General features: G+C 60.6%; 19 protein-coding genes and 1 other RNA gene. 9 read left to right on the top strand and 11 right to left on the bottom strand.

Translation table 11 applies throughout. The features are described 5' to 3' along the window. Positions 1–37: 37 nt before the first annotated feature. The gene (locus BSZ35_RS06065; RefSeq protein WP_105011597.1) at positions 38–3,217 is read right to left on the bottom strand and encodes a SusC/RagA family TonB-linked outer membrane protein; all 3,180 of its coding nucleotides are present in this window, start codon (positions 3,215–3,217) and stop codon (positions 38–40) included. A 561-nt stretch (positions 3,218–3,778) separates the two neighbouring features. Then, positions 3,779–4,549: a glucosamine-6-phosphate deaminase gene (gene nagB, locus BSZ35_RS06060; RefSeq protein ID WP_105011596.1), complete on the bottom strand. Its 771-nt coding sequence runs from the start codon at positions 4,547–4,549 to the stop codon at positions 3,779–3,781. 322 nt (positions 4,550–4,871) lie between these two features. Here nagB and BSZ35_RS06055 point away from each other — a divergent pair, with 322 nt between their 5' ends. From BSZ35_RS06055 to BSZ35_RS06040, 4 genes are all read left to right on the top strand, one after another. Then, a complete protein-coding gene (locus tag BSZ35_RS06055; RefSeq protein ID WP_258096097.1) occupies positions 4,872–5,792 on the top strand; it encodes a BadF/BadG/BcrA/BcrD ATPase family protein in 921 nt (306 codons plus the stop codon). 383 nt (positions 5,793–6,175) lie between these two features. Continuing rightward, a complete protein-coding gene (locus tag BSZ35_RS06050; RefSeq protein WP_258096096.1) occupies positions 6,176–6,847 on the top strand; it encodes a DUF1080 domain-containing protein in 672 nt (223 codons plus the stop codon). A 192-nt stretch (positions 6,848–7,039) separates the two neighbouring features. After that, positions 7,040–8,581 carry a sodium:solute symporter gene (locus BSZ35_RS06045; protein WP_105011594.1) on the top strand — a complete coding sequence of 514 codons (1,542 nt, stop codon included), beginning with the start codon at positions 7,040–7,042 and terminating at the stop codon, positions 8,579–8,581. A gap of 246 nt (positions 8,582–8,827) precedes the next feature. Continuing rightward, entirely contained in the window at positions 8,828–9,643 is an 816-nt protein-coding gene (locus BSZ35_RS06040; protein ID WP_105011593.1) for an EcsC family protein, read from the top strand. A gap of 92 nt (positions 9,644–9,735) precedes the next feature. Here BSZ35_RS06040 and BSZ35_RS06035 read toward each other — a convergent pair whose 3' ends face one another. Further along, entirely contained in the window at positions 9,736–10,455 is a 720-nt protein-coding gene (locus BSZ35_RS06035) for a metallophosphoesterase family protein (RefSeq protein WP_105011592.1), read from the bottom strand. Between the two features lie 370 nt (positions 10,456–10,825). Between BSZ35_RS06035 and BSZ35_RS06030 the strand changes: the two genes are divergently transcribed. After that, positions 10,826–11,524, top strand: coding sequence for a response regulator transcription factor (locus BSZ35_RS06030; protein WP_105011591.1), 699 nt, complete (start codon positions 10,826–10,828; stop codon positions 11,522–11,524). Positions 11,525–11,681: 157 nt separating this feature from the next. Here the strand turns inward: BSZ35_RS06030 and BSZ35_RS06025 are convergent, their stop codons facing one another. Both BSZ35_RS06025 and BSZ35_RS06020 read right to left on the bottom strand, forming a co-directional pair. Beyond that, positions 11,682–12,149, bottom strand: coding sequence for a PAS domain-containing protein (locus BSZ35_RS06025; RefSeq protein ID WP_105011590.1), 468 nt, complete (start codon positions 12,147–12,149; stop codon positions 11,682–11,684). A gap of 224 nt (positions 12,150–12,373) precedes the next feature. Further along, positions 12,374–15,166 carry a hypothetical protein gene (locus tag BSZ35_RS06020; protein ID WP_105011589.1) on the bottom strand — a complete coding sequence of 931 codons (2,793 nt, stop codon included), beginning with the start codon at positions 15,164–15,166 and terminating at the stop codon, positions 12,374–12,376. A 544-nt stretch (positions 15,167–15,710) separates the two neighbouring features. Between BSZ35_RS06020 and BSZ35_RS06015 the strand changes: the two genes are divergently transcribed. Both BSZ35_RS06015 and BSZ35_RS06010 read left to right on the top strand, forming a co-directional pair. Continuing rightward, positions 15,711–16,172: a hypothetical protein gene (locus BSZ35_RS06015; RefSeq protein WP_105011588.1), complete on the top strand. Its 462-nt coding sequence runs from the start codon at positions 15,711–15,713 to the stop codon at positions 16,170–16,172. 419 nt (positions 16,173–16,591) lie between these two features. Then, positions 16,592–17,374, top strand: coding sequence for a TerC family protein (locus BSZ35_RS06010; protein WP_105011587.1), 783 nt, complete (start codon positions 16,592–16,594; stop codon positions 17,372–17,374). Between the two features lie 11 nt (positions 17,375–17,385). Here the strand turns inward: BSZ35_RS06010 and ccmA are convergent, their stop codons facing one another. The 5 genes from ccmA to BSZ35_RS05985 all read right to left on the bottom strand — a co-directional run bounded on the left by ccmA (position 17,386) and on the right by BSZ35_RS05985 (position 22,396). Continuing rightward, a complete protein-coding gene (gene ccmA / locus BSZ35_RS06005; protein WP_105011586.1) occupies positions 17,386–18,012 on the bottom strand; it encodes a heme ABC exporter ATP-binding protein CcmA in 627 nt (208 codons plus the stop codon). Between the two features lie 157 nt (positions 18,013–18,169). Next, positions 18,170–19,714, bottom strand: coding sequence for a cryptochrome/photolyase family protein (locus tag BSZ35_RS06000; protein ID WP_105011585.1), 1,545 nt, complete (start codon positions 19,712–19,714; stop codon positions 18,170–18,172). Positions 19,715–19,807: 93 nt separating this feature from the next. Further along, positions 19,808–20,548, bottom strand: a complete 741-nt coding sequence (locus BSZ35_RS05995) for an SDR family oxidoreductase (protein ID WP_105011584.1) — start codon at positions 20,546–20,548, stop codon at positions 19,808–19,810. Positions 20,549–20,691: 143 nt separating this feature from the next. After that, entirely contained in the window at positions 20,692–21,255 is a 564-nt protein-coding gene (locus BSZ35_RS05990; RefSeq protein WP_105011583.1) for a fasciclin domain-containing protein, read from the bottom strand. Between the two features lie 190 nt (positions 21,256–21,445). Then, positions 21,446–22,396 (bottom strand): calcium/sodium antiporter, encoded by a 951-nt coding sequence (locus tag BSZ35_RS05985; protein ID WP_105013754.1) that lies wholly within the window; start codon positions 22,394–22,396, stop codon positions 21,446–21,448. Positions 22,397–22,805: 409 nt separating this feature from the next. Here BSZ35_RS05985 and BSZ35_RS05980 point away from each other — a divergent pair, with 409 nt between their 5' ends. Beyond that, the gene (locus BSZ35_RS05980) at positions 22,806–25,076 is read left to right on the top strand and encodes a dehydrogenase E1 component subunit alpha/beta (RefSeq protein WP_258096095.1); all 2,271 of its coding nucleotides are present in this window, start codon (positions 22,806–22,808) and stop codon (positions 25,074–25,076) included. A 21-nt stretch (positions 25,077–25,097) separates the two neighbouring features. On the opposite strand, the gene mazG is transcribed toward BSZ35_RS05980, so the two are convergent. Continuing rightward, a complete protein-coding gene (gene mazG / locus BSZ35_RS05975) occupies positions 25,098–25,940 on the bottom strand; it encodes a nucleoside triphosphate pyrophosphohydrolase (protein WP_105013752.1) in 843 nt (280 codons plus the stop codon). Between the two features lie 204 nt (positions 25,941–26,144). Here mazG and ssrA point away from each other — a divergent pair. After that, positions 26,145–26,515: a transfer-messenger RNA gene (ssrA, locus tag BSZ35_RS05970) on the top strand. Positions 26,516–26,613: the final 98 nt, after the last annotated feature.

Here is a 26,613-nt window from a genome sequence, read left to right as displayed (position 1 = left end):
AAGTACGTGCAGTGTCGTTGAGGGCCTCAGCGCAGTGTTAGAACTGCACGTTCACCGTGAAGCCAATGCTTCGGGTTTCCGGCACGCCGGCCTGCTCGAAGCCCGGGGCACTGCTGCTGTTGTAGCTCGATTCCGGACTCACGTTCGGAACCGAGTCGTAGATGTAGAAGAGATTTCGACCCACCAGGGAGAGCTGGGCGCCGCTGAGGGGGGTCTGGTCGATGAGGCTCGACGGGAGGCCGTAGCTGAGCCGCACCTGACGCAGCTTCACGAAGTTCGCGTCGTAGACGAACTCCTCGGCGATGTTGCCGGCAATGGCGCCGTAGTACTCGGACGGCCGTGCACCCACGTCATTCTCACGGTCGACAACCACTTCGCCATCGGCATTCACACTTCCGATGACACCGCCGCCGTTAAAGCAGTCGTCCGGATACTGACCCGAGCCAGCTGCCTCCTCGCAGGCCGCTCGACCTTCGAGCGTTTCCTTGTGGAGGCCATTGGCGAAGGCGTTGGCGTTGGTGCCCGAGAAGATCTGTCCGCCCCACTTCGCGTCGACCAGGAAGTTGAGCGTGAAGTCTTCGTAGGAGACCGTGTTGGAGAAGCCGGCGGTCCAGTCCGGAGCGCCTGATCCCAGCACTTCCGTCGGGCCCTGAAGAGGCACGCCGTTTTCATCGTGGACGATGCGGCCCTGATCGTCACGGACGTAGGTGTGTCCGTACATCACGTTGGCCGCCTCGCCGACGATCTGAGCAATATTCGCCGTTCCGACGCGATTGGCGGCATCGAGACGGATGTCTAGGCCTTCCGACAGCGACTTCACCTCGTTCCGGTTGGCACCGAAGTTCAGGCCGGCTTCCCAGCTGAAGTTGTCGCCGACGATCGGATAGCCGCTCAGTAGCAGTTCAACACCGGAGTTTTGAATCTCTCCGCTGTTGATGACGCGGCTGCGGTATCCCGAAGTCCCCGATACCGTCGCCGTCAGGATCTGGTCGACCGTGTTTCGGCGGTAGAAGGTAAGGTCGATGCCGAAGCGATCATCGAAGAACTGCGTCTCAAGACCAACCTCCGTTTCCGTGGTCGTCGTTGGCTTCAGGTCCGAGTTCGGAACGCTATTCTGAGAAATCAGCCCGAGCGGCTGTCCTTGATGCGACTCCAGGAAGGAGTACGTCGGGTTCAGCTGATACGGGCTCGTGTCGCCTCCGATCTGGCCCCAGGCAGCCCGGAGCTTACCGTAGTTGAACCACTCCGGCAGCTCAAACGGCTCGGTGAAGACGAAGCTTCCGCTCACGGAGGGATAGAAGAACGGAATGTTTTCCGTCGGAAGCGTCGAGGACCAGTCGCTGCGGCCCGTGACGGTCAGGAACGCAAACTCGTTGTAGTCGAAGGCTGCCGAGCCGAAGAACGAGCGAATCTGCTGCTTGCTGATGTCGTTGGACGACGTTCGGCTCGAGAGGTTTGAGATGTGACGGAAGTAGGGCGTAATCATGCCGCCGCCGTTCACGGTAATTCCCTCCGAGACCCGGTGGCGCAGGTTTCCGCCAAGGTCGAGGCGTAGGGACACGTCGTCCGTCAGCTGCGGCGTACCGGACAGCAGAACTTTCGTGTTGCTCTCCCAGACCTGCTGCTCAGAGATCGTGAGATTTCCGCCTGGGGCAAACGCCGTCCCGTAGGCGTCCACAGTCTCTCGCTGCAGGGTGTAGAAGTCCAGGCCGGTCTGCGCCTGCAGGCTGATCCAGTCACTAAACTCATAGTTGAGCTGCACGGTACTCAGAAGGCGGTCCTTATCGTCGTCCGCGCTCATCCGATTGGCCGCCCAGTACGGGTTTGTCTGGAACACCGAACTGGTCACCTGCTTCTCTACGGTGTTTCCGGCGCTGTTCGTGACGTATCCCGGCTTCAGCGCGCTCAGCGGAATGTTGCTGGGAAGCAGGAAGGTGAGGTAGTTGGGGTTCCGTGGCGCGTCGTTCAGGTAGACCCGATTCTCGTACAGCTCCGACACGTAGGTTGCTTTCGCGTCGGCCTCCAGGTTGCCGAACGATGCCTGGCCGCTAAACGAGATGTTGCCCTGCTGGTAGCCTGTGTTCGGGACAACGCTCTGATCGTTCAGGTACGATCCAGAAAGGCGGAAGGACGCGTTGTCGAATCCCGAACTCAGCGCAAGGGAGTGCTTCTGGGAAAGACCCGTCTCGTAGAAGCCCGTTCGGTCCAGGGTGTTCGTGTAGGGACGCGTTTCTCCGTCAAATTGAATGGCCTGGTCGACCTGGCTGTACCGTGCGCCCCAGCTCGACAGACCGGCCTCTTCGGCTTCTGCCTCTGTCGTCGGCGCGTTGCCGCGCTGGCCCTGGCCGTACTGCTGCTGGTAGTCGGTAAAGCCACCGATCACATTGCGGGCCGTAAGCGTCGACGTGTAGCTGACGTTGTATCCGCTCGGAGAGGCCGTCCGTCCGGACTTCGTTTCTACGAGCACCACGCCGTCGCGAGCACGACTGCCGTACAGTGCTGCGGCACCGGCGCCTTTCAGAACCGAAATATTTTGAATGTTGTCCGGATTGATGACTGAGAGCGCACTTCCGCCGTCTCGCCCTCCAAATCGTCCGGCGGAGCCGAACACGGAGTTGTCGATGGGCACACCGTCCACAATGAAGAGTGGATCGTTATCGGCTCCAATCGCAGAGGTCCCGCGAATCTTAATGTTTGTCGAGGAGTTCGGGCCTCCTGCGTTTGGACTTACGACGAGTCCGGGGACATTGCCCTGCAGAAGATTGGCCGGATTGGACTCCGCGGCGTCCACGATGTCCTGGGCTTCAATCTGGCTGGTGGCATACCCAACAGAGCGCTGCTGTCGCTCAATTCCCAGCGCGGTAACGACAACGCCGTCCAGCTCCTGCGCCTGCGTCTGCAGCTCCACCGTCAGTTCCGAGCGACCGTTGAGGTCGACAGTTTGGGTTTGATACCCGACGAAGGAGAAGCGGAGGGTAGCGTCCTCGCTCAAAACGTCGAGTTCGAAAGTGCCGTCGGGACCGGTGGAGGTTCCCCGCTGAGTTCCGACTTGCACGACGTTCACGCCCGGCAGGGTGGTACCGGTCTCAGCGTCCAGTACGGTTCCTTCAACCGTGAACTCCTGGGCGTGCGCCGTTGAAACTCCCAAAAGGAGAAGGCCGGCGACAAAGAGGCCGACCAGTAATGATTGAGAATAGAACGCGTATCGGCGTATCATAGCGGTTCTGCGATGCATGATAAAATAGCGAGTGCCGGGTGTGGGGCGACGAACGTTAAGAACCCGCTTGACTGCCGGCGTATCTGATAGGGCGCGATCCGAGGTAATATGGGGGACCGTGCTCAGTGCGAGAAGAGACGGCGTCTGTGACATTCCGTACGAATCGGAGCGCCCGTGAAAGTACTACCTCATGATAGCGCGTTTTTTCTGGGTGGGTCAAGGAATCATTAAACATTGGAAGCGATTCCAGTGCGGGACTGGTAAATTTGGGACCGGTCCCAAATGTGGAAAATTCGCCGTTTGGTCCATAATTCAAGGTGGAAGGGGTTCCGGGTTGGAGGGTCAACGAACATTAACGGGGAATGCCAAAAAAATTAAAGACACTTTTCGTCATGGTCGTCGCGGATAGAGCGGCTCGATGGACGTTGCTGGGGGGGGCGGAACCGTGCAGGCCTCCGCGTGCACAACAAGGTTGTGCACGTCCGCTCAGACGCCGCACAAATAAAAAGCCCGGCGGCTCCAATTCCGGAGCGGCCGGGGGGGGTAGAGCTGGACCGACGGCTATGCGTCGTCTTTGGGTTCGGCGATGCCGTGGTGATGCCGGTAGTCGAGTCGCGAGGCGGCCTCCTCGTCGAGCACGACATGGGCAAAGCGGTGCATCTGCACCATCGAGGCCGGGACCATGGCCGTAAGGGGGCCTTCCAGTGTCTTTTTGATGGCACGAGACTTCCGCTCTCCGCTTGCTAGCAGCAGAACCTCCTCGGCCTCCATGATTGTCCCGACGCCCATCGTGATGGCGTACTCTGGCACCATGTCGGGATCCTCGAAATACCGCGCATTGTCTTCAACGGTCTTCGAGGTCAACGTTTTGATGCGGGTGCGCGAGCCGAGCGATGATCCCGGCTCATTGAACGCAATGTGGCCGTTGGCCCCGATGCCCAGGATTTGCAGGTCAATGCCGCCGGCCTCCTGAATGCGTCGTTCGTACCACTGGCAGTGCTCGTCAATGTCGTCGGCCATGCCGTGAGGAATGTGCACCCGGCTCTCGGTCACGTTCACGTGGTCGAAGAGGTTGGACCACATGTAGTGGGCGTAGCTCTGTTCGTGCTCGGGCGGAAGCCCTACGTATTCGTCCAGGTTGAAGGTCGTCAGCTTTGAGAAGTCCAGGCCCCGCTCCTGGTGTGCTTGGATGAGCCGGTCGTACAGGCCTTTCGGCGTGCCGCCAGTTGCGAACCCGATGGTGCTGTCTGGCTTTTTTCGGATCTGCTGAATGACAACCTCGGCGGCCCGGGCGCTGAGCGATTCGTAATTGTCGACAACTTCTACCAGCATGGCACTGCAAGAGCAATGAGGGAAAAACAGGCTCAACACGAGCCGTCTCGTAGGAAGCGGGCAGGAGCGAAGAGGAAAGCTGCACCGCCATTTCAGGGAAGAACTGTCTTAAAAGAAGTCATCCGAGCAAGTTCTATCAATCGGTTGTGAGGATGGAATCGCTTCCAAATTTGCTATGGAATCGGTTTCATCTTGCGGACGGTCCGCGGAGTTCCGTTGTTGTTCATTGTTCTTGTACGGCCGGTCCCACAATTGGAAAGCAAGGAGCGGCTCACAAAGGAGCGTTTGCGTCGTTTTTCTGAATGTGGATGGTACAGGTCACGTGGCTGCAACACATCTGGTCGTTGGGCTCGATTCCGGAGGGTCGAAGACGCTTCTTAGAGGCGAAATCGACGGACGCGCGTCGTCTATTGAGTGCCGCGGAGAGGGGGCGAATCCCAACCGGGTTGGCATGGACCGGGCCGCCGAGATTCTCGTCGAACTCATTCACGATGCAATTCAAGACGCTCCTCCGATCGACCGTTTGTCGGTGTGTGCAGGCGTGTCTGGGGCGGGGCGGTCCGGCGAGCAGGAGGTTCTCGCCGATGCTGTGCGTCAGGCGTTCGCCGGACCGGAGACGACGGTTCACGTCGAGGTGGTTCACGACGCCCTTATCGCGCTTGATGCGGCCTACGATCTTGGAAGTGGCCTCATTTTGATTGCGGGAACCGGGTCGGTGGTACTGGCGCGGGGCCAGGAGGAAACCCTCTTGCGAGCGGGGGGATGGGGACACATTCTGGGCGATCCGGGAAGTGGATACGCCATCGGACAGGCCGGTTTGCGGGCGGTCGCGGAAGATTATGATGGGGGGGACACCACGGATCTTCGTTCTCGTCTACGCGAACACTGCGGGGTGACCGACCGAGAATGCCTCATTCACCGGGTGTATCAGGAGGATTTCAAGGTGCAGTCGGTTGCGCCACTGGTGGTAGAAGCGGCGGCGAACGACGATGCGGTTGCGTCGGACATTCTCGTCACCCAGGCATCCAATCTCGCCGAACAGGTGGGCTGGGTGTTGGACGGAGTGGAGGGATTGGAGCCGCGCATCACGATGCTCGGGGGAATGGTTCAGAACAGCCACTACGCTGACATTCTACAGCGAATCCTTGGGGAGCATTTCCCGGCGTGTTCGGTGGCATTTCTGGAAAAGGAACCCGTGGTTGGGGCGCTTCGACGGGCGTATCGCCTTTCTTCTGCAGCATAAGCCAGGAGAATGTGGGCTCTCGCTGGGGGACCTCTCCTGTGCGGGTACTGGGGGGCTCGAACCGGCTCTTTACTCCGAACCGGTTTCCCGTTACCTTGCGCTGAGGCTGGGACGCAGAGGCCTCACTTCGCCGCCCATCGCCCAGAGGGCCAATCGCCCCGACAGTTTTCGAACACGATGGTCGGCACGGCTTCCGGAGCGCGGCAGCTTCGGGACGGATCGTTCCGTTCCGGGAGCCGTCGGTGTTTCCATGATTCTCTTCATACAGAGCCGCCAGTGCGATGTCGCTTTCAACCTTACTTCGCCTTTTCATACTTGGGGGCCTCGGCCTCGTGATTTCTATGCCCGCGAATGCCCAGTCTCGGAATCCGGTTTATTGGGACGTGCACGACTCCACGCGCACGCGTCCTCCCGTCGTGGAGCCCGGTCCGGCGCCTGCCGATCCGCTGTCTGCTCCGTCCGACGCTACGGTGCTCTTTGATGGAGACGACCTCAGCAAGTGGGAGCATCCGGACGGCTCGGCAGCGTCCTGGACCGTCGAGAACGGCTACATGGAGGTGAAGCCCGGCAGCGGACCGATCCGTACCAAGGAGGCCTTCGGCGACGTGCAACTCCACGTGGAGTGGATGGTGCCGACGACAGTGGAGGGGGAGGGCCAGAGCCGGGGCAACAGCGGCGTGTTTTTGATGGGCACCTACGAGGTGCAGGTGCTCGACTCTCATGAGAACCAGACGTACGCCGACGGGCAGGCGGCTGCCATCTACGGGCAGTATCCTCCTCTGGTAAATGCCATGCGACCGCAGGGCGAATGGCAGACCTACGACATTGTATTTCATCGACCGCATTTCGACGAGGGAGGAACCGTCGTCACCCCCGCTCGCTTCACGGTCTACCACAATGGAATTCTCGTGCAGGACAACGTGGAGTTGACCGGCCCGACGGCGTGGAAGGAGCGGCCGCCCTACGAGGCACACGCGCCGGCGCTGCCCCTTCGCCTTCAGGATCACGACAATGCGGTGCGCTTCCGCAACATCTGGGTGCGCGAGCTTGAGTAGAATGGAGGTGTGGACGTACGGCCCCTGGAGGCAGAGGACGATCGGTGTGCGCCCTGTGTATTGATGAGGGGGAGATTGTTGCTTGAGGGGGGCCGTGTCTCCGTACTTCCCTGCACCTGTAGGCATGACTACGGCAAGAGCACCACGTTCCTTCTTTAATTTTCCCATTCAAGAGCCGAACGGTTCGCCTCTATGCTCACCACGGTCGACACTGTCGTCATCGTTGTCTATCTGATCGGGGTGGCGGGGTTCGGGATCTGGTCGGGGGGCGCAGAGTCGACGGAGGACTACTTTCTTGGAGGGCGAGATCTGCCGTGGTGGGCGGTCTGCTTTTCGGTGGTGGCTACCGAGACCAGCACGCTCACGGTGGTTGGGGTACCGGCCGTGGCCTACGGCGGTACGCTCACGTTCTTGCAGATTACCCTGGGCTACCTCGTAGGACGAACGATTGTTGCCCTCTACTTTTTGCCGCGCTACTATGCCGGCAAGTTGGAAACAGCCTACGCGTTTTTAGGCGACCGGTATGGCGACACAATGCAGGCAGCGGCCTCCATCACATTTCTGGCGACCCGCCTGCTGGCCGATGGGGTTCGGCTCTTCGCTACGGCCATCCCGCTCAAGGTCATTGCCGATACGGCGGGAATGGAGGTCGGCTACTTTGAGATCATTTTCGTGATTGGCGTTGTGACGGCGCTCTACACACTCGTGGGGGGCATCAAAGCGGTTGTGTGGATGGACGTGGTGCAAATGCTGCTCTACGTGGGCGGTGCGCTGGCGGCTATTGGCTTTCTGCTGGGCGATGTGTCTCCGGGATGGTGGTCGACGGTTGTGGAGGCCGGGAAGACGAACCTGATTGATCTTGGCTTCGACCACTCGGTTGGGCGCTGGTTCACGATGCCTTACACGCTCGGCACGTCGGTCATTGCCGGGGCCGTCTTTTCCATGGCGTCTCACGGCACCGATCAGCTTATCGTACAGCGTCTGCTGGCCTGCCGCGACGAGGGGGACAGCCAGAAGGCAATCGTCGGAAGTGCTGTGATCGTGATGGTTCAGTTTGCGTTGTTTCTCGCGGTGGGCCTGCTGCTCTGGGCGCACTACGATGGGGCCACGATCGAAGCACTTGGCCTCCAGCGAAGCGATGAGGTGTTCCCGAAGTACATCATTGAAGGGCTGCCCGTCGGGCTCTCCGGTCTCATTCTGGCCGGTATCATAGCGGCGGCGATGAGCTCCCTTTCCTCTTCCCTCAACGCACTGGCGTCCTCGTCCGTGAATGATCTCTACGAGCGCATCATGGGACGGCCGCTGGCGGAAGAACGCGGAGTCTTCGTCTCCCGGGCCCTCACGCTCTTTTGGGGAGTTGTCTTCATTGGCTTTGCGAGTCTCTTCCAGGACAGCAACAATCCGGTCGTGGAGCTCGGCCTCTCGATTGCGTCGTTTACCTATGGCGGGCTTCTCGGGGCCTTCCTGTTGGGCCTTTGGCATGAGCAGACCCAGCAGGTTGACGCGCTTGTCGCGTTCGTCGTCTCCATCGGGGCGATGGTACTCATTATCTTTGGGGTGTGGCACAGCCCATCCGAGGGGTGGATGTTCGTGCTGAGTCCGTCGGAGGCCTCCGTTCAAGAGCTGGATCTGCGGACGATTGGGTGGCCGTGGTATACCGCCATAGGCACCGTCATTAACCTGGTAGTGGGCAGCCTGTTGGCGCTGCGGCACCGGGCGCTGGTGGAGGCCTGACCGGCCAATCGGCTCGGGGGGCCGTTGTTGGCGGAGGGCAGCGTAAGCTCCAAATGTGGAAGGAGACGGCTCCGTGCTGGGAGAGGAGCGGCCTGTGAAGCGTGAACGGAGAGACATCGTAAGGCGCGTAACATTTCGTCCGTCTCCTCCGTCTTTCGCAGGGAGCACGGGCCGGATGCTGCATCTTTCCGGTCGTCCCTGCGTTTTACGCGTCCACATACCCTTCCGTACGCATCTCCCCCGCTCATGCGACTGACCGACGAGGAGAAGGCCGTTCGCCGCGAAATCGAGGACTGGCAACACGCCGACGCATCCATCGCCGCCCAGGCCATGGACTGGGCCATGCGGCCGGTCGATTGGGCCGTGGACCGCACGGTGGATCCCGACACGATGGATCGCGTCGTGGATCGCATCCACCAGTTTTTGTCGACCCTGTCGGACGCATCGGAATGGACGTTCGAGGACGAGGACATTCTCGCAGCCGCCGAGGAGCGGGGCCTTCCGGCCCAGACGGTGAGCGATCTCCGCAGCCAGCCCATTGCGGAACTCGACCCGTTGGCACGCAGTCGCTTTCGGCAAAACACGATTCTTGCGGCGCTGGAAGGGGGCGGCACGGGCCTCATTGGGACGGCTTTCATCGCGGCCGATATCCCCCTGCTTTTCACCATCAACCTTCGCCTCATTCAGCAAATTGGGGCCTGCTACGGCTTTCCGCTGCGGGGGCCCACGTTTCAGCCGCTCGTGCTCTCCATCTTCAATGCGGCCGCGTCCGGGGGGCGAGAGGCCCGAAATGAAGCGCTGCGGGAGGTGAGTGTGGCGGCCGCGGCATTTGCGAATGATCTCGACTATAAAGGACGCGTGTCCGGGACCTTTCGCGACCAGAACCGTCACGTTCCGCGCGAGATTGCGAAAGCCCTTGTGGAGCGCAAGCTGGGGCAGACCATTCCTCTTGCGGGAGCCGCGGTGGGTGCGGGCGTCAACTATTGGTTTACGAACGAAACGGCCAAGTCGGCCTTCATGTGCGCCCGGGCGCTCTACCTGGAATGGAAAGAGCGACGGTAGCGTGAGAGTGTCGAGGGGAGGAGCACGAGAGCAGGAGTGGGGCCGTCGCTTTCCGATCAGTTCTCACGCGCAAATTCTCATCTCCGAGGGGGCTAGAGACCATCGTACAGGCGCGCGGCTAGGCGATCGGGGAGCGCGTCGGCATCCCGAATCTTTTGCGCCGCGCCGTCGACGTCGTACGTCATACGGACGTTGTGGTATTCGAAGGACTCCGTGTCGAAGAGCCCAAAGCTAAGCTTCGGGTTTTGGTCGCGGGGTTGGCCTACGCTTCCCACGTTTACGAGGTACCGGTGGCCTCGTCGTACCTGAAGTACCCCGAGCCGATCAGCCATGACCGCAGGCACGTGCGTGTGGCCGATAAAGCAGATCTCAGTATCAAAGTGTTCGAACTGACTCTGGGCGGCTGGGTACGTCGTGAGTCGCTTCCAGGCCCGGGGGACGTCCGGGGTGGCATGGACGAATGTGCAGTTTTCCTCCGAGATCGTATCCGGAAGGTCGGCGAGGTACGCGAGTTGGTCTTCTGAGAGGCATCGCCGATTGTGGCGGGCAGCTTCTTGTCCGTCCGACGGAAGGGCCTCTACAGCCTCCTCGCGGGCCACGGCTGCGTCATGATTGCCACAGACGACCCCTGCACATCGGGTCCGGACCAATTCCAGACAGGCAGCCGGATCGGCATTGTACCCGACCACGTCTCCCAGACAGTAGATCGCATCGACCCCAGCTGTTTCGATGCCATCGAGGGCGCGCCGTAAGGCTTCGAGGTTGGAGTGAATGTCGGAAAGAATGGCGATTCTCACGAAAGAAGCGTTCACACGTCATTCAGGGAGTACGAGACGACCCGTCGGGACCCCACGGGGCATTAAATGAAACGGTTTGGCCAATTCACATAAGATTACTTTTGTCGGAAACGGGCCTGGTGTGTTGTTTGTCCAAACAAACACAGAAGTCTTAACGAGTTATCGATTCGTGCGACGGCTTGTAGCCGGCGAGCACGAGTCCACTACAAAATGGCCTTCGTGATGAAGGGACTCCACCCATGTATTCGTGGATGGACGCAACGTTCTCCCCGTGCTTGTTGCGCCCGCAGAGGTTCGCGTCTCCTCGATGGAGTGAGGAGACGCCGAACGGCGGGATCCCCACGAAGGCGTTTCGCTGTTCCTTCTAAAGAATGTTTTTGAGGAGATGAAGTTGATTTTACTAGTCGAGGACGATGAAAAACTAGCGTCCACCCTGGAAAAGGGGCTGACGAAAAATGAGCCCTACCGGGTACACCACGTTCCCAGTGCCGAGGAGGCATTGCTGAAGGCGGAGTCTCATCGCTACGATGCAATGATTGTGGACTGGCTGCTCCCGGAGATGAACGGACCGGAGCTCATCGAAGAGCTCCGTGAGGAGGGATACACAACCCCGATTTTGATGCTCACCGTTCGGGACAGTGTGGATGACCGGGTCAAGGGATTGGAGAGCGGAGCGGACGATTACCTGTCCAAACCGTTCGACATGAAGGAGGTAAAGGCTCGCGTCCGCGCTCTTCTGCGGCGTCCGGCGGAATGGACGGCGCTCGATGAGATTACTGCCGGGCCCTTAACCGTTAACTCGGCACGGCAAGAAGCGCACGTTAATGGGCATGAGCTCGACCTTCGCAAGAAGGAGTTTGATCTCTTGCGCCTCCTGGCCGACCAAGAGCCGAACGTTGTCTCCCGATCAACGATTGCGGAACGAGTCTGGGGTTCGGACTACGTTTCGGATAACTCGATCGACGTGACGGTGTCCGGCCTGCGGAAGAAGATCGAGGGCGCGATGGATGAAACTGATGACATGCGCCTCGAAACGGTTCGAGGCGTTGGATACCGTCTCAAAGTGGATGAGGAGTCAACATAGCGGTCCTTGAGTGCCCGGAGACGTGGTAGGGGGGAGTATAGTGAAAGGCCCCGGCGGCCAAGACGAGCCGCCGGGGTCCATGGGGGGTTTGTATTCTTTTCGGACGTGTGCCGGGACGGATGAGCCGGCTCACCGTCGCGCAGGCGAGACGGATGGGCTACCGCTTGTGGATCAGCACCCAGTTCTGACCTGCCTCGTCTCGATACAGGCGGACGTCAACGAGCGTCGGACGCATCTTGTAGGTGAAGGTGTACGTGAATCGCTCGTTGAGCTCCCCAGCCTGTATGCCGTCTTTGAAGCGTCCGAGGAAGAGATGGTTGTTGCTACAGGGGGCCAGTTCGGTGAAGAAGTTTTGCCCAACGGCTTCCGAGGGCGGGACCCCACTGAGCTCCGATTCGCAATGGTTGTAGAATTCGACAATTCCGTTGTCGTCCAGCCGAATGATTCCAAACGGTGCGTCGTTAAGCTCCTTTTCGCTGGCATGACGGAGTTGTTCGCCAACCCCTTCGGCGTCGAAGTGAAGGGACGTTGTAGGTTCCTCCGTGTCGGGAATTGGGACGTCGGACTTTGGGCGAGGGGTGAGCTCGCTGCCTTGGAGAAAGGAGTAGAGGTTGTCGGAGGCCATGGAGGTCGGGCGGCTGGAGCAGAAGAGTCGAAATGGAGGAGACCGAGTGCTCTGTCGAGTGTGACTCTTCAGGGAGCACAACAACTCATGATCCTTAGGGCAGGTTGCTTCGAATGAAGTTGAAGAGGGAGCTTGTCCGCATGACGCTTTGAGGGACACGAACGGACGTGTTGAGCGCTCTAAATGTCGATCTGCTTGTCCTCGTAAAATGATAGGGGAGGACACTAAGCAGGACGGAACAACAGCCACGTCGTGTCGCCCTCAGGCGCTCGGTACAGGTGGACGGAAAATGATTGCGGGCCGTTATCGGGACTTACGAAGGTGTAGGGAAAGCGGGCGTCCATTTCGCCCTGGCGCTGTCCTTTGCGGAAACGGCCGAAGAACAAGTTGTTGTTCGTGCTGGGAGCAAGATCGAGGAAGAAGTTCTCCCCAATTACATCTGCAGGATCCTCCACGTCGTGGAGACCCGGAAGGCGGAAGGCAGCTTCGTTGAGGGAAGCGACCGTTCCGTCATCCCGGAGTTGAATAATCCCAACGTCGAGCGCATCGAGCTCGTCGGAGGTCATCTCGTCGAGCCGGTCCAGTGTCGTCTCGTCTACGAATGGAGATGCTGCTTCGATGTCAACGCCGTACTCGGTTGGCTCAGAGGGACCGGATAGAGAGGGGAGCAGTTCGGCAAGGGTGGTATCGGCCTCCGATTCGAGGGCGTGAATGCCCTCTACGACCTTCGGTACGCTTCCGGTGCCGAGTTCGGACTGAAGCTGGTCGAAGCGGCGCTCGTAGGTTCGGTTTTCGCGTTGAAGGGCATCGATTTGTTTCTGCTGCGTCTCCAGTTGAGAGACGGCTTCCTGTGCATTGTCGAAGCCGTGGTGAAGGAGGGTTTCCTTCTCGCGGTATAGGGCTTCGAGTTGGTGCTCCATGCTGTTCATCGTGAGGGTGTCCGCTGCCTCACGCTCCAGCGACGCGTCGGACGACGCATCGTCGGGGGACGAGGATGCGTCCGGAGAAAGAGAGTCTGTGTCCGGGGCCCAGAGGCGGGCTTCGTGACGCTCCTCAGGGGAGACGTCTGCGTCGCGACCGGTGTAGAGGTCGTCGAGTTGGGTATTTAGGCTCTCGACCATCTCAATTACGTCTTCGGCGGAGGAGACGCCGAGGGCCTGCTGCAGTTTTTGCCGCTCGGCGTAAAGGGCTTCGAGTTGCTGGAAGGTGCTTTGTTCATCGGTGCTGCCGAGTTGAACCTCGCGGAGGGCCTCCTTGTCGTCGTAGAGCTCATCGAGTTGTTGCTCCATGCTCTCGATCATGTCGACTGCGTCGTCGACGCTGGAAAGTCCCAATTCCTCCAGCTTTTCCTTCTCCCGGTAGAGGGTTGTGAGCTGTTCTTCCATTTGGTGGGCCAATTGGGAAAGTTCCTCGGCTTCGGCACGGGAGGAAATGCCGAGCACATCTTCGATGGCCGAGAGGCGCTCCTGGGCGTTTTGGGCCGCCCCTTTTTCCTGGTACAATTCGTCGAGCTGGGTTTGCATGTTGTCGATGAGGGAAACTGCTTCTTCCGCATCGTATCCGGCCTCTGCCAGTACGTCGTATTCGTTGGAAAGCGTTTCGAGCTCATCGACCAGGGTGCGCACGACGGTCTCAAGGTCGTCGGCCGCCTCCGGAGATGGATCCGTGAGGGTCGCGACACGGTGCGCGAGGGCGTCGTCCAGCGTGTCCAGTCCGCGGTCCGAGGCCGTGTCATTGTGAGAAGCATCGTTCTCGTACAGGTCGGCCAGCTGCGCGCTCATGCTGTCAACCATCGTGAGGACGCCATCGACCGAGAGGCCCACCCGGTCGAGTTTCTGGTGCTCCGTTTGAAGGTGGTCCAGGCGGTCGGACATCTCTGCGATGAGGTCGTCGAGCTCCCGGGCGTCCTCGACGGTTCGGATGCCGAGGATGTTGCCGGCTTCCGCAGGAAGAGCGTCGTTCTCCGCAGACAAAGTGTCCGGGGCGGGAAGGGCACGGAGTTGGTCTTCAAGGCTGTGAAGGAGCGTGAGAACGTCTTTGCCCTCTGGCTCGACGTTTTCAAAATCAACGGCTCCCTCGTAGTGGTCCACGAGGCGACGTCCTATGCGTCGAGCGGTGTCGGCCAGCGTGTGGGCCTCTGAGCTGGTCGTAATGCCCAGGGCGTCGGCGGCGTCGGGCGGGAACGCGTCAGGGGCCGGCAGGGCATCGAGCTGGGCCGTCATGCCGTGGAGCATTTCCACAACGTCTTCCGGCGCGTCCTCGGTGTCCGCATCATAGCCCGCTGCGTAGGTGCAGACGCGATCGTATACCTGCTCGGCGATGCGCCGGAGCGATTCGGCCTGGTCGGGGGTCGAGACGCCGATCCGGTCGCGGATGACAACGGCGGCTTCAAGAACAGACGTATCGGGATCGGGGGAGGGGCTCGACGTCGAGCCTTCTATCTCCTGCTGGAGTTGATCGCGCTCAGCCTGCAGCTGGTCGCGTTCCCGTTTGAGGGCATCTCGCTCGTTTCGAAGCCGTTCAAGCTCGTCTAGCGCATCCTCTGCGGTCTCGTGCCCGGCCTGTACGAGCTGTTCTTTCTCCTGGTAAAGGGTTTCCAGCCGGCGGTTGAGCCGCTGGATGCGGTCGCGTGCCTCGTCCATCGTGGCGGCGTCGAGCGCATTCAGGAGCTGTTCTGCCTTTTGGTGGAGGTCGCGAAACGCGCTGTCAATGTCCTCGTCCCCCTCCAGTCGTTCGGCGAGGGCAGAGTTTCGCTCCCGGAGGTTCTCCATCTTTTCGTTCATCTCCTGGAAGACGTTCTCGACCTCGCTGATGGTTACGAGGCCCTCGTCCTGGCGGTTGCCCTCATCGAGGCGCTCCATCTGGCGCTTCAGCGTCTGGACGCGTGCCAAGACCTCGTTCGGGTCCGAGGTGCCGAGTTCGTCGCAGAGGGCCTTCCACTGCTGAACGTACCAGTCGCGATCACGGTTGGGGGACGACGGGGCGGAGGAAGAGTCCGAATCGCTTGCGTCAGCCATCAGGCGTCCGTCAAATCGATTGAAGGAGGAAACGTCGAAGGGGGGAGGCCTCCACCCGGTCCGAGAGAATATCCGGTGGGGCCCTGTTGGCAGTGGGACACGATCCTCCAAGTTTCCGGAATACTCGTCCGGTTCGTCTTTACGGATCGGCATACTCGGGGCAGAGTGGAACCCTTTCTCTTCACTGCATTGCGCAATATGCGTTCCACTCCGTATACCGCGGACCGGCGGAAGTCGATCCTTCGGATTGCAGAAGGCACGCGGCAAAGTAGGCCCGGTTTTCTATGGAAATGAGCCCCGTGTGAGGGCGGATCAGTAGAGGGGAGCTCCTTTCACAGCGGCTCTGGGGGGCTGCCCCTGCGTGTTGTGCCGAGAGGAACGATCCTACGGGAGCAGCGAACATCCGGTTCGCAGATGTAACCAAATCGGTATGATGGACCTGAGCAGAATGAACCGTGAATCCATCGATAAGGGGGGCGATACCATAGCGTGATGTACGACCAATTTTAGGTCAGACGCCTTTTTGGAATACGGTTCGCATTCAATGGATACGGACACGCTTCGCACGGAGGAGCAGACTAGCACGGTGGATACAGACGAATCTGTTCAGGCCCTTCACGATCGCATTGAGGACGCCCTTCGCGGGTCGCTCGACACCCAGTGGGAACAGGTGCTCGACGAGTGGGCGGAAGCGGCCCCGTCACAGCGCAAGGCGGTTCAGGCATACGTTTCGGGCCTTCGGAACCGAATTCTTCGGACGCTGCTCGACATTGATGCGGAGGAGGAACTGCAGCGCGGACTGGCGACGCAGTACATTGAGATGAAGTGCCACTGGACGATGCTGAACACCCAGATCCAGCACCAGACGGCGCGTGATGGGTCGGCTGAGGAGGATCTCATCTATCGGGCAACGTGCGTGAGCCTCATCATCCAAAGCCTGGAGCCGCTCCTCAGTCAGGAGCGCATTGACAACCTGACGGCGTTTCTCGCGGAGCCACTCCAGTAGCGTGCGTTGGGGGGAGAACAAGGCGACTGAGGGTCAGTGCAGGGAAACAGTGCAACTCTACGAACGAGTCGTCTCTTCGGCCAACGTCTTTTCGGTCGAGAGCGGAGGCCTCGTCTTCGCTCACTCGTGCGTCCAGCTTAATCCGGTGGTTAGTGGAAGGAGGAGGGGGCGTCGTTTTGCTCCTTTCCAAGCCGTGATTGCAGGCTCTTCCATTCGTAGATGTCGTTTTGTAGATTCAGCGTCGACACTCCGAATCGTCCCCTGTGCCGATGCGGCTCGGCGAACGGCGAGAGCCCTCCCCGATCTCTGTCCCCTGGGGACTGCGGCATGCCCTTGGATGCTCAGTTCATTGCCGGTAGGGGACACTAGGGAACGTCGAGGGCGGCGCGTTTTCTCTTCAGATCGACCCCTCCTTCGCTATGGACTGGATTGCGAGCCCGGAAGCCTGGATTGCTCTTGGTGCCCTTACGCTGCTGGAGATCGTGCTGGGCATCGACAATATCGTCTTCATCTCCATTCTGTCGAACAAGCTGCCGGCGGACCAGCAGCCCCTGGCACGGCGGGTAGGGCTTGGGATGGCTCTCGGTGGGCGGATTCTCCTGCTGCTGTCCATCAATTGGATCATGACGCTCACGGCCCCGCTGTTCAGTGTGCTTACCCATGCGGTGAGTGGGCGCGATCTCATCCTGCTGGTTGGAGGACTTTTTCTCATCGGAAAGGCCACGACGGAAATCCACGACAAGTTGGAAGGGGAAGATGGGGACGCCGGGACGGCGGCGTCAGTTACCTTTGCTGGGGTGATCACACAGATTTTTCTGCTGGATGTGGTCTTCTCGCTCGATTCCGTCATCACGGCCGTTGGCATGGCTGAGGACGTGGAGGTGATGATTATCGCCGTCACGATCGCCATCGGTATTATGATGATCTCGGCGGGGGGCATTGCCGACTTTATCGAGGCACACCCGACGCTCAAAATGCTGGCGCTGAGCTTTCTGCTGTTAATCGGCGTCACGCTGGTGGCCGAGGGCCTTGATCAGCATATTCCGAAGGGATACATCTACTCAGCCATGGCCTTTTCGCTCATCGTGGAGATGCTCAATCTTCGAGTCGGACGGGACGAGGAGGAAGAGGAAACAGAGCCGGTGCATCTTCACCACCCACGCCTTCAGCGAGCCGTGAAACGGGCGATGAAGGAGGACTGAGGCGCGTGTTTTCAGCGATGCTCTTCGATGCGGAGCGCGCGGTCGTGTCGACTGGCTTCGTCGGGACGGTTCGTGGCCACCACCACCATGCCGTCCCGGTCCCGTTGCCGGGCAATCACGCGTTCGACCATGTCCCGCCCCGCAGCATCGAGATTGGCGGACGGCTCGTCCAGTAGAAGGAGGGGAGGGGAGGCCAGCAGGGCCGCGGCGTACTTTACACGTTGTTGCATGCCCGACGAGAATGCGGCAACCGGGTCATCGGCCCGATCTGAGAGGCCCACCTCGTCCAGCGCCGCCTCCATACGGGCGTCGGCATTGGAGAGACGGCGGGCCTTCGCCAGAAACGCGAGGTTTTCCCGGGCCGTGAGGCTGTCGTAGAGGCCAAGGTAGGGGGCCACCAGTCCCACCCGCAGCGGATGGGTGGCGTCCGAGGTTGCTTCGCCGTCGACGGTGAGGGTTACGTGGCCGGCTTTCGGAGAGAGCACGCCGGCCAGGATGCGGAGAAGTGTCGACTTTCCGGCCCCGTTGGCTCCCGTGACGGCGAGGCTCTCCTGGTTCTCCAGCGTGAACGACAGCCGCCGGAAAAGCAGAAGGGATCCGTATCGGTGTCCCAGTTGATCGGCGGTGAGAGTGGGCATTGTGCGCGAGCCGGCCGGAAGACCGTTCTGCTAGCAGGAGTGACGTGTGCCCGGTTTCTTCGTCAATGTAGGAAGGGAGGGAGGAGGAGAGGTTGAAGGTCGTAGGAAAATGTCCGGGCACAAAACTGTCGTGGACGTTCCCGGTTGGGCGCCGAGACTACAGCGTTCCCTGCTCGGCATGCGTTCGTACCGCTTCTACCCGGGCCGCGATGGCGTCGAGTTCGTCTTCGGATTTTCGTCGGACGTTCGCCAGTTGAAAATTCATTCGCGGATTGCCGGAGAACGTCTCCTGGTGCTGGTGTAGGAAATTCCAGTAGAGAGAGGTGAAGGGACAGGCCGTGTCGCCAGTGGCCGTGCCCGGCTCATAGCGGCAGTGCGAGCAGTAATTACTCATGCGGTCGATGTACTTGCCGGAGGCCGTATAAGGCTTCGTCCCCACGATTCCGCCGTCGGCGTAGAGCGCCATGCCGATCATGTTGGGGACCGAGACCCACTCCCACGCGTCCACGTACATCGCCTCATGCCAGGCATTCATCTGACGTGGATCCACGCCGTAGAGGAGTCCGAAGAGGCCGAGGACCATGAGGCGTGGGATGTGATGCGTGTATCCATGCTCGCGGACCTGTTCTACACAGTCCTGCAGGCATCGCATGTCCGTGTCCCCCGTCCAGTAGAAATCCGGGAGATCGTGCGTGGCGTCAAGGGCATTTTTCTCGACGTACTCGGGGGCGTAACGCCAGTACACTCCCCGAACGAACTCGCGCCAGCCCAAGACTTGTCGCACGAAGCCCTCGACGGCGTTGATCGGTGCGTGCCCGCTTTGGAAGGCCGTTTCGGCTCGTTTGATGGCAAGGCGAGGATCGAGGAGTTTTAGGTTGAGGGCGGCCGACAGGCGCGAATGATAGAGGAAGGGGCGCCCGGTCCACATCGCGTCCTGGTAGGTGCCGAAGTGAGGCAGGCGGTGCTCGATAAAGTCGTCTAGGGCCGCCTCGGCCTGAGCGGGTGTGACCGGCCACCGGAAATGGTCGAGAGAGCCAGGAGCATCGGCGTATTCTGTTCGGACGAGCTCCAGGACCGCCTCTGTCGTCTCGTCCCTATCGAACGAGGGGGCATCCGGAATCAGGCCGGGACCGTCGCGACCAAAAGAGTTGCGGTTTTCGTCGTCAAAATTCCATTCCCCCCCAACCGGAGCGCCGTCATCCGTCACGAGAATGTCGTGTGTCCGGCGCTTCTCGCGGTAGAAGTATTCGAGCGTCAGCTCTTTCCGGCCATCCGCCCAGGATTTAAAATCGTCGTGCGAGACGAAGAAGTGCCGGTCGGCATATACGTCTAGTGGCACGTTGGACGCGTCACAGGTCGCTTCGATCTCTCGGAGAAGGGCATGCCGTCCGGGCTCGGTCACACAGACCCGCTCGGGTTGGTGCTCAGCGATGTGCAGGCGCAGAAACTCTGCGGCATTTTTGTTTTGACTGGGGGCGCCTGCGGGGTCGTAATGAACGGTCCACCCCTCCTCCCGAAGAGTATCGCGGAAGTGACGCATGGCGGCCCAGCTGAGGGCAAGGCGCTGTTTGTGCTCCGGAAATGGTCCGCGGTGGGTGTCCGCTTCCGTCATGATCACGGCATCCCGGCTGGGATCGGCGTCCGTCAGGAGGGACGCGTGTCGATTGAGCTGGTCGCGGAGGATGAGCAGAAGGCGTCGCATGATCCACAGCGGGTTTGGGACAGGACGGACCGACCGTCGGAAAGTGCGTTTCGACCTTCGTTCCGATCGCTTCAGAGCAATTGGCAAGTGGGGTCATCCCGTCCGCACGGTTCCGAGCCCGCCGTCCACACCGATGACTTGTCCTGTCACCCAGTCGGTTTCGGGATTGAGCAGCCAGGTCACCGCCGGGGCCACATCCTCAGGTTGGCCCACACGGCCCAAGGGGTGCATCTGCTCGGACTGTTTCCGACCGGCTTCCGAACGTAGAATCTGTTCGGACATCCGGCTTTCAACGAGGCCCGGCGCTACACAATTGACGCGTACTCCACGATTGGCGTAGGTGGCGGCGGCCGCCCGCATGAGACCGGTCACTCCGCCCTTTGCGGCCGCAATGGCTTCGTGGTTTTTGAGACCGGTACGGGCCACGGCGGACGTCATGAGCACAATGGAGCCCCCCTTCTTCATGAGCGGACGTCCGGCGGCCTTTACTGTGTGGAAGGCCGTGTCCAGGTTGAGTTGAATCTGCTCGCGGTATTCGTCCAGACTGGTGAGGTGGGCGGGTTTCAGCAGAATGGAGCCTACGAAATTTGCGATGCCGTCGAAACGACCGTACGTATCGAGGGCGTAGTCGACGATGGACTGCACCTCGTCGAAGGAGGTAGCGTCGAGCGGAACGGCGTCTCCGCCCGTTTCCTCGGCGAGGGCGTTCACATCGGAGGCGGTGCGGGCGCCGAGGACGAGCTGGGCCCCGTCGTCGGCCAACTGGCGGGCGACCTCAGAGCCAATGCCGCCCGTGGCGCCAAGCAGGACGTAGACGGGAGAGGAGGAAGACATGGACAGGAGACGGTTGCGTGAGAGGACGATTGAAAGACATCGTCTTCTGAAAATCCCAGTCTCGCTCGGTGGTCCCAGTCTATCGTTACATATTTGCGGATCGTTACGCCCAGTGGACCCTTGTCCAAACGGCGAGTGGGCGACTATTCCGTTGCTTCCGGGGGGCGAAGGACAGCATCGATCACGTGGATGAGGCCGTTGGCCACTGTGATATCGGCGTCGAGTACGCGAGCATTCTCGATCGTAAACGTCGAGTCGGAGGGCTGAATGCGCAGCGAGTCGTCGGCGAGCGTGACCAGTGTGGTTGTGTCGGAGAGGGAGGATAAGGGGACCCGCTGCTCCACTACGTGGTGGGCGAGAATGGTGCGTAGCCGGTCAGTGCGATCGGAAAGCAACACCGGAAGCGTGCCGTTGGGCAGGGCATCGAACGCAGCATTAGGAGGGGCAAAGAGGGTATACGGTCCGTTGCCCGCGAGAATTGAATCGAGCCCCGTCGAGTCGAGGCTGGCTGTAAGAGTCGAAAAGCGGTCGTCGGTTCGGAGAACCCGGTCCACCGTCATGGTATCGGCGACCGTTGTATCGGGAGGAGAGGGCGCTGTGGATTCGGGCGCATCACGTTGTCCACACGCTCCCAGGAGCACAGTGATCAGAACGAGGGCAAGAATATGCCCCCCTTTTGGGGCGGAGAGAGAAGACAAGTTGAGCATACACCGAAAGAAGGTCCAGAGAAACCGTATGTACGTGTGAGACTGCCCCTGTGATGGGGGGCAAAAGAAGTCCCCCCTCGAAGGGAAAGGAGCTGTATTGTCCCGTCCGGAGGGACGAAAAACTGCAGGTCCCAACGTCCTCCATGCGAGAATCGTTCGCTCCGATGTCGTTGCTTTTGGGCGAGTCCAGTCAGGCGACGAGAAGCACGCGGGTGGTGAGGTAAGCAACGTATCCCCCGATCAGCAATCCTCCTTCCCAGCGGGAAAAGGTGTAGTCCGTCCACAGGAGGGGAAGCGTCGCGAGGGCGAACGCGAGCATCACGCCGGCGTCCGTCCAGGAGAGGCCGGTGGCACTCATCGGCTGGATGCTTGCGGTAATGCCGAGAATGCCCAGTACGTTGAAAATATTGGACCCCACCACATTCCCGAGGGCAAGATCGCTCTGTCCGCGGAGGGCTGCCATGAGGGAGGTTGCCAGTTCAGGAAGGCTCGTGCCGACGGCCACGACGGTGAGTCCAATGAGGGTGGTGGAAAGGCCCAAGGCTTCAGCCCCCGTAACTGCGCCGTCCACCAGGAGGCGAGCCCCGAGCACGAGGAGGGCAAGTCCCCCGGCACTAAACAGCAGGGCCCGTCCCAGAGAGCTGTGATTCGGCACCCCGGCCTCAAACTCGTTCAGGACGACGGGCTGCGACTCGTCCCAGCTTCCCCAGATACAGATGAGGGTGTAGCCCACGGCCCCACTCAAGAGCACGAGCCCATTCAGGCGCCCGATAACTTGATCCCAAAGGAGGCCGCCCAGCAGTGCGCTCACGCCGATCATGATGGGCACGTCGAGCCGCAGAATCTGGGCCTGCGCCCGGATTGGGGCCAGTAGAGCCGTGCCGCCGAGAATAAGGCCGATATTGCTGATGTTGGAGCCGACGACGTTGCCCAGGGCAATATCTGGAGCCCCGCTCATTGCCGCCTGCACGCTGACGACCAGCTCCGGGGCACTCGTCCCGTACGCGACGATCGTCAGGCCGATGATGAGGGGCGAGATGCCGAGCCGACGGGCCAGAGAGGACGTTCCGCGCACCATCCCCTCAGCGCCGGCCGTGAGAAGAAGAAGGCCGCCGACGATCGAGAGCAGGGCAATCAGCATCTGGTGAGTGTCTGAGTCACGAGGAGGCACTGAGGAATGGTCGTCTCGCTCTGATTCCCCGAGACGCTCTGCGAAACTATCGTCCATCTGGCGAGAAGGCAACCCGGACCTTCGGAATGCGTTAAACCTCTCGTGAAGGGAGCAAATAAAAGGAATGGCAGCGTAGAGAAGATGGACGTCGTCCCGCAAAATCTTGATCGACCGAATCTTTTGCTTGGTCGGTCGATTTGCTATGTTGGAACGAGGGAGAACCAGTTGGGTCCCAGGACGGCAAGCGACGCTCCCGACGTTGGAAGCGCTTCATTTCTGGTCGGGGCCAGAAATTCTGCTCCCCTCGCTGCTGAGTAGCCTGTCGCAGGCCTGTCCTGCCAGGATTTTCGGATGGTTTCGAGTAACGACTGACTTCGTCATGGCGAATACGATCGATTCCCCCGATTCCGAACTTTCCAATTCTCCGGAGTCCAACGGGACGGACGGCGCTGCCTCCGACGCGGAGCCGGCTGACACCAGTGCCGCTCCTCCGGACCCTGAGGCAGTGGTGGATGCTTCTGATGATTCTCTGCCGGTGGAGGAGTTGATGTACGGAGACGGCCACGCGGCCATCCCGGAAATTCCCTCGATCAAATCGGACGGATCGATCGAGATTGACCAACTCACGCCCGTTGACTTCGACCCGGAGGACCTGCGGCAACGCCTCCGCACGATGATGCTCTCGCGGCGGCTCGATGAGAAGATGCTGACACTGCTGAAGCAGGGGAAGGGGCATTTCCACATCGGGTGTGCGGGCCACGAAGCGGTCCAGTCCGCAATTAGCCGGTATTCGATTCCTGGGCAGGGACCCGGCCACGACTGGTTTTGTTTCTACTATCGGGATCTTTGCATGGCGCTCTCGCTGGGCATGACGACGCGGGAGGCCTTCCTGGCGCACATGGCAAAAGCGGACGATCCTAACTCCGGCGGGCGCCAGATGCCGGAGCACTTCGGCCTGCCCCACTTGAACGTCATGACGACGGCCTCCTCCGTTGGGGCGCAGTTTAATCCTGGGCTTGGGTTTGCCCTCTCCATTCAGCAGCGTGGCGACGACAACTACGTCTATGTGTCCTGTGGGGATGGAGCCACCTCGCAGGGGGATTTCCACGAGGCCCTCAACTGGGCGGCCCGAGAGCAGGCCCCTGCGCTCTTTCTGGTGCAGGACAACAAGTACGCGATCAGCGTCCCGATCGACGAGCAGACCGCAGGGGGGACGCCCTACAAGCTCGCCGCGGGGTACGAGGGGCTAAGCCGGATGCGGGTGGATGGTACGAACTTCTTTGCCAGTGCCTCTGCCGCCAAGGCCGCCATTGAGCACATCCGGGCCGGCAAAGGGCCGGTCTGCCTCGTGGCCGATGTGGTGCGCCTCCTGCCGCACTCCTCTTCGGACGATCATACCAAGTACCGCACACCGGACGAATTGGAGGCGGACCGCCAGATCGATCCCATTTCACGGATGGAGGCGGCCCTCATTGCCGAAGACCTGATTACCGAGGAGGAGGTGGACGCAATGCGGGAGGAGGTGCACGAGGACGTGGATGCGGCGGCCGAGTGGGCGAAAAAGCAAGCCGATCCGGCTCCGGAGACCGCGACGAAGCATGTCTTCTTTGAGGGCGAGCTCGACATTACGTACAACTCAGAGGACGATGTCGACGAAGACGCGGAGCCGATCGTGATGGTTGATGCCATCAATCGGACGCTGAAGGAGGAGATGGCCCGCGACGAGTCCATTATCGTGTACGGGGAAGATGTGGCCGGAGACAAGGGCGGTGTGTTTACCGCGACAAAGGACTTGACCGCTGAATTTGGAGGGGATCGCTGCTTTAACTCGCCGCTGGCGGAAGGCTCCATCGTCGGCACAGCCGTTGGGTACGCCGCCAGTGGGTACAAGCCGGTCGTGGAAATCCAGTTTGCCGACTACATCTGGCCGGCCATGCAGCAGCTCCGCAATCAGGTGGCCCCCTTCCGGTACCGGTCCAACGACGGGTGGAGCTGTCCGATGGTCGTTCGGGTCCCCTGCGGTGGGTATATCCACGGGGGGCTCTGCCACTCGCAGAACATTGAGTCCATTTTTGGGCACACGCCCGGACTCAAGGTCGCCATGCCGTCCACGGCTGCTGACACGAAAGGGCTACTCGCCACCGCCATCCGCATGGAAGATCCGGTCCTTTTCCTAGAGCACAAAGCCCTCTACCGGGCCGCTTCCGCTCGCACCCCGACCCCGCCTGAAAACTACACCCTTCCGTTTGGGAAGGCCCGGGTCGCCCGCGAGGGAAGCGATCTCACCATCATTGCCTACGGCCTGATGGTACAAAAGGCCCTCAATGTGGCGAAGGAGCTTGAGAAGGACGATGTGGACGTGGAGGTGATCGACCTTCGCACCATCGTCCCGCTCGACTCCGAGACGATCCTGGACTCCGTGAAGAAGACCAACCGGGCCCTTGTGGTCTATGAAGACCAGGAGTTCATCGGATTTGGGGCGGAGATTGCCGCGCAGATTGGAGACGAGGCCTTTCAGTATCTCGATGCTCCCATTCGTCGTGTGGCCGGCGAGTTTACGCCGATTCCGTTTGCCCACTCACTGGAGCGGGCCGTGCTGCCGAGCGACGAGGGCATCTTCGAGGCCGCCCGCGACCTCGTTGCGTTTTAGAGAGACGCGGCCCAATGGGGCCTACTCGTTCTCCTTCGCCTCATTCCACAGCCGATCGGCCGTGGACAGGTCGGCCTCCTCAATGGAGGAGCCTGCGTTGTCCAGGCGTGCCTCGATGTGCTGAAAGCGGCGGGTAAACTTGTCGTTCGCCGCGCGCATGGCGTTTTCGGGATTGATGTCGGCCTGCCGGGCGTAGTTCGTGAGGGCGAAAAGCAGGTCGCCGAATTCCTCCTCACGGTTGTCGGCATCCCCATTCGCGGTGGCCGCTCGAAACTCCTCCAGCTCCTCCTCGACCTTCGCCCAGGCCTGGTCGTGGTCGGGAAAGTCGAAGCCCACGCCCGCCGCTTTTTGTTGCATGCGGTAGGCGCGAAGAAGGGCCGGGAGTTGGGCAGGAACGCCGTTGAGCACAGAAGAGCGCTCGTCCTCTTCGTCGTCCTTTTCTTGCTGCTTGATTTCTTCCCAGGAGGCCGCTACCTCGTCCGGGTCGTCCGTGGTATCGTCGCCGAACACGTGCGGGTGGCGCCGGACGAGCTTGTCCGTCTCTGCCTCGATCACGTCCGCCAGCGTAAACCGGCCGTTTTCCGCGGCAATGACGGAGTGGAAGAGGACGTGGAGGAACACGTCGCCCAGCTCCTCCGCGAGCTCGTCCCAGTCCTCCGCTTCGATAGCGTCCACGACCTCGTAGGCCTCCTCAATCAGCAGATGTTTTACCGACTCGTGCGTCTGCTCCCGATCCCAGGGACAGTCGCGCCGGAGCTGCTTCACGATGGCCACGAAGTCGGCGTACGCCTCCAGCCGCTCGTCGGACTCGGCAAACTGGGCCTCGTAGATCTTATCGGACAGGTCGGAGGGGAGGGTGGACATAAGGGGCGGGATCTGATCAAAGAGCACAGGGCACAAAGGCTCTACACGCCGTCTGAAGGATGGTTGCATGTGTGAATCATGTTCAAAGCCGGGACGCCCGCGCCGAGCGATTCCGAAACATTTCGCCGGGGCAATGGTCAAAGAACATGCGACAGGCGGTATCCTCGCAGGAAAGAGGTCGTCTGCGCTTGCTCTTTCACATATGGGGATGACACGGCTTCGACGTGTAGTAAACGGACAGCGGACTGTCCTGCCGAGCTTCCTGGTATGCTCGTAAATCTTGTCAGGAACTCGCAACTGCGGACGATTATTCGTACGCGATGGCGGCGTAACAGCCCCCATCTGTCCTACGTCGCTCCTGACCCTTGGGGAGCGTAGGACATCGACAAAAAGGGTGTAGTCGCTGCGTCCTCCGGCTGAGGACGTAACGGCGAATCTTAATCAGCCTCTGCGCCGCCCTGGCCTTGTGGATGGGCAGACGGGCTGGCGCGAATACTGAATGCATCCACTATGCAGGTAGAGGTTCGGACTGTGCGGCTATGCGGACCCGGGTTCGACTCCCGGCATCTCCACATGTGTGTTTCTTTCCCCGTAGGCCCGACGGCCTGCGGGGTTTTTTATTTTGGCCTACGATGCCGAGGACCCGAAGCCGAAATGACGTGGTCCCCGTAGG

This window comes from Salinibacter sp. 10B (assembly GCF_002954405.1).
Classification (GTDB): Bacteria; Bacteroidota; Rhodothermia; order Rhodothermales; family Salinibacteraceae; genus Salinibacter.
The sequence above is the reverse complement of the archived record's forward strand: the minus strand, read 5'-3'. Positions and strand labels throughout refer to the sequence as shown.